2 protein-coding genes and 1 pseudogene are annotated in these 4,366 nt (G+C 41.5%); 2 read left to right on the forward strand and 1 reads right to left on the reverse strand.

All coding sequences use genetic code 11. The features are described from left to right. A pseudogene (locus tag ACR2F7_RS07505) lies at positions 1–1,229 on the reverse strand (hypothetical protein); the annotation flags it as partial. Positions 1,230–1,561: 332 nt separating this feature from the next. Here ACR2F7_RS07505 and ACR2F7_RS07510 point away from each other — a divergent pair. Next, entirely contained in the window at positions 1,562–2,827 is a 1,266-nt protein-coding gene (locus ACR2F7_RS07510) for a rhamnogalacturonan acetylesterase (protein WP_432712966.1), read from the forward strand. 25 nt (positions 2,828–2,852) lie between these two features. Further along, positions 2,853–4,366 (forward strand): glycoside hydrolase family 2 protein (locus tag ACR2F7_RS07515; protein WP_432712967.1); only part of this gene is annotated, 1,514 nt, incomplete at its 3' end.

Consider the following 4,366-nt stretch of genomic DNA (forward strand, 5'->3'; position numbering starts at 1 on the left):
GGGCGGTCAGGATCAAGGTCACTCACATGCAATGCGTCACCATGCCTCAATCCGGTAGTGTAAAGGCCTTTTCCATCGTCATCAACACACATGGAGCCATAAATAATTTCATCCTTTCCATCCCCATCTACATCTGCAACCGAGAGGTTGTGGTTGCCCATGCCTGAATAAGGATTTGAACCATTCTCCGTATCAAAGATCCATCTGGAAGTCAATTGACCATCACGCCAATCCCAGGCTGCTAAAACAGTACGTCCATAATACCCACGACACATCACAATGCTTGGTCTCTTTCCATCGAGGTAGGCAATGCAGGCGGTAAAACGATCTGCACGATTGCCTGTATTGTCATTATGGCCATTGCCACCACCGCCACCCCAGCCTGCCAGGTTACCCCGTGAAGGCAGGTAATCTGTTGTAGCCATTGCAGCACCAGTTTTCCCATTAAAAATAGTAAAGAACTCAGGCCCGGCTAATATTTTACCATTTGCATTTCTCCAGTCTTTGCTGGCATCACCAATCACTTTTCCCAGGCCATCTTTGGTGCCGTCTGCAGTTTTGCAGGCAAACTCGGCTATGCCGTCACCATCAAGATCGTACACCATAAATTGGGTATAATGCGCACCCTCCCGAATATTGATGCCCAGGTTAATTTCCCACAACATCGTACCATCAAGGCGATAAGCCTGAAAAACCGGGGGATCAGTAAAACCATTACTGGAGTTATCCCTTGCCCTGCCGGCCTGGTGTACTATAAGCTCGTACTCCCCATCGCCATCCAAGTCACCTATGCTACAGTCGTTAGGCTTATAACCTTGCGGTGTTTTTAAAGGAATAGTAAGGTATTGTTCAACAGGGGCATTTGCAACCAGAAGAAAGGCTTTACTTTCCTCAGTTTCTTTGCCATTTAAAACCGGCCTAACACTATAAGAATTAGTTTCTGTTAAGTTAACATCGCTGTCTGTATAATTGGTTGCGGTTGATAAAGGTTGTTTATTCAGCTTTATGGGTTTGTTATTCCCCGATTTGCGATATAAATTAAAGGAAATGTTTTCAGCATCGGTTCCTAATAAACGCCAGCTTACAAAAACATCTTTTTTTGGCGTAGGAATAGCAATAAGTCCACGTCCTAGCTGTTCCATCTGGCGTTGGGCATGGCCATAAAAGCTACATAACAGGAATAAAAAAACTAAGGAAAGAGAAATGCGAAATTGGTGTAGCTTAGTCATGGTTTAAAATAGTTCATAGGTTCCGAGAGGCAAGGCTTCATTTCAAACCTACTATCAGTCAATACCTTATTTAACATAGGATTGAAATTCAGCAGTTGATTAAATATTTGGTTAGTATAATAAACAATTATAAAAAATGAATTTAAGATAACTGTACTTAACTGTCCTGCTATAGGCTTTGAAGAGTGGTCCATGCAGGATGGCACAGGACACGGATTTAAAATATAGGTGATACATTTGACTGCAATACATTAAAATCCTGGTTTCAGGTTCACCATTTATAACCATTGTTGAATAAAATGTTAAGCAAAACTATATCTAAACTAGTTGCATTGTCATTTATAGGGCTTTTAGCTAATCCAATATCACAAGCAACCGCCCAGCAAAAACCTATTCCTTATCAATTTACTTTCGGCACCGGCAAAGTGCAAAAAGGCTTTACTCCAGTAGGTACTGAAATGAAATATACCGAGCAAACAGGCTACGGTTTTGACTTTAACAGTTCGGCAGGCACAAATCAACCCTTTTATTTTTCTGTAAAAGTTCCCGAAGGGAATTATAAAGTAACGCTGACCTTAGGTGATGCTAATGGCGAAAGCTTAACCACAGTAAAGGCAGAATCACGCCGCTTGATGCTGGAAAATATAAAAACCAAAAAGGGAGAACTTAAAAAAGTAAGTTTCGTTGTCAATGTGAGGACACCCGCGATTAAAGGGGGCGGCAACGTAAGCTTAAAACCCCGTGAAGTGGGTAGCTTAACCTGGGATGAGAAATTAACCCTGGAATTTAACAATACTAAGCCTCAACTTAAGGCTATTGAAATAGAAAAAGTAGAGAACCAGGTAACGGTCTTTCTTGCTGGAAATTCTACAGTGGTAGATCAGGATGAAGAACCATGGGCATCGTGGGGACAAATGATTCCTCGTTTTTTTAAACCAGGCGTTGCCATTGCCAACCATGCACAATCTGGCCTGTCATTAGGCAGTTTTTTAGGAAGCCACCGATTAGATAAAATATTAAGTGTAATTAAACCAGGAGATTACCTGTTTGTAGAATTCGGACATAACGATCAAAAAGAAAAAGGCCCTGAGGCTGGTGCATACGGTTCTTATACCAAAAGACTTCAACTTTTTATTGATGAAGTGCGTGCTAAAAAAGCCATTCCAGTAATTGTAACCTCTACCGCCCGCCGCTCTTTCGACGAAAACGGAAAAACCATCAATACCTTGGGTGATTTTCCTGCAGCAGCACGTAAAGTAGCCGCTGAACAACATGTTGCATTAATTGACCTCAATGCCATGACGACCATATTCTACGATGCTTTAGGTGTGGAGCCCTCAAAAAAAGCATTTGTCCATTACCCCGCAGGAACTTTTCCTGGTCAGGAGCTAGCCCTTGCAGACAATACTCATTTTAACACCTATGGTGCTTATGAAATTGCAAAATGCATCATCGAAGGCATCAAAACCAATCACCTTGGACTTCAAAAATACCTGATAGACAGCCCAGCATTCAACCCTTCACAACCCGATGCTGTCGATACCTTTTTTCTTCCTTTAAGCCCTAAGAGTTCAACCTTGAAACCTGACGGCAATTAATACCCTTAATAGAATTTAAACATTTATGAATACTGCTTTGTACTTTAAAAAAATAGTTCTGTTTTTCCTTCTTTTGGCAAGCACACAATTGCTCCATGCACAATCTGCTGTTAAAGAAGTTCAATACCTCTCTGGCAGAGACAACAAAAATACTGTAGAATGGGATTTCTGGTGTTCGGCCGGAAGAAACAGTGGTTTCTGGAGTAAAATTCAAGTACCTTCCAATTGGGAACAACAAGGTTTTGGTACTTACAACTATGGCCGTGATTATGTTACTTATGGCAAAAACTTCCGCTTTGCAGATGAAAAGGGAATATATGGCTATAAATTTAACCTCCCTGCAGGATGGAAAGGCAAGAAAATCAACCTGGTTTTTGAAGGCTCCATGACTGATACGGAAGTTAAGATCAATGGGAAATTAGCAGGCCCTATTCACCAGGGTTCATTTTACCGCTTTTCTTATGACATCACTGATAAAGTGTTGCTCAATAAGCCCAATTCCATACAAGTTACGGTAAGTAAAATGTCTGCTGATAATTCAGTAAATAACGCGGAGCGACTGGCAGATTTTTGGATCTTTGGTGGTATTTTCAGACCCGTTTACCTGGAAGCAACACCGGAGGCACACATTAGCCATACCGCAATTAACGCGAAGGCCGATGGTACTTTTGCCATGAATGTATTTTTACAGAATGTAACCAAAGGCAAAACAATTGCTGCTGAAATTATAGACAAAAAAGGTGCTGTAATAGCTACCGCTACAACCACTACTGTAGCAAATGATTCGCTGGTACAGCTAAAAACAACGGTAAAAAAACCATTGTTATGGAATGCAGAAACACCTAACTTATACAAGGTAAAAGTTTACCTCAAAGACGGCAATAATGTTATTTATCAAACAGAAGAAAAGTTCGGCTTCAGGACGATTGAAGTGAGAAAGCAGGACGGTATTTATGTGAATGGCGTTAAGGTAAAAATGAAAGGCATCAACAGACATGTATGGTGGCCTGAAACAGGTAGAACGGTAAGTCCGGAGATCGATCTCGCAGATGTAAAACTCATTAAAGGGATGAACATGAATGCCGTAAGGTGCTCTCATTATCCTCCTGATAAAACTTTCCTTCAATATTGCGATTCCTTAGGCCTTTACGTGATAGACGAACTTGCAGGGTGGCAAAAAGCATATAGCACAAAAGCAGGTACTCCACTCGTGAAAGAAATGGTGATCCGCGATGCCAACCACCCTTCCATTATCTTTTGGGCTAATGGTAACGAAGGCGGTCATAACTTTGCCCTCGATGATCATTTTGCTAAATATGACCTTTCTGCAAGACCAGTGATCCATGCACACCACAAACCAGGAAATGCCTTTAATGGTATCGATTGCAACCACTATGAAGATTATTACAGCACACAAAAAATTCTTGCTGACACCAATATCTATATGGTCACGGAGTTTCTTCATGCGCAGGATGACGGTGGTGGTGCAGCAGCACTATCTGATTTCTGGGACCTGCATTGGAATTCAAAAAAAGGCGC

The sequence above is a fragment of the Pedobacter sp. genome, from assembly GCF_045628745.1.
GTDB lineage: Bacteria > Bacteroidota > Bacteroidia > Sphingobacteriales > Sphingobacteriaceae > Pedobacter.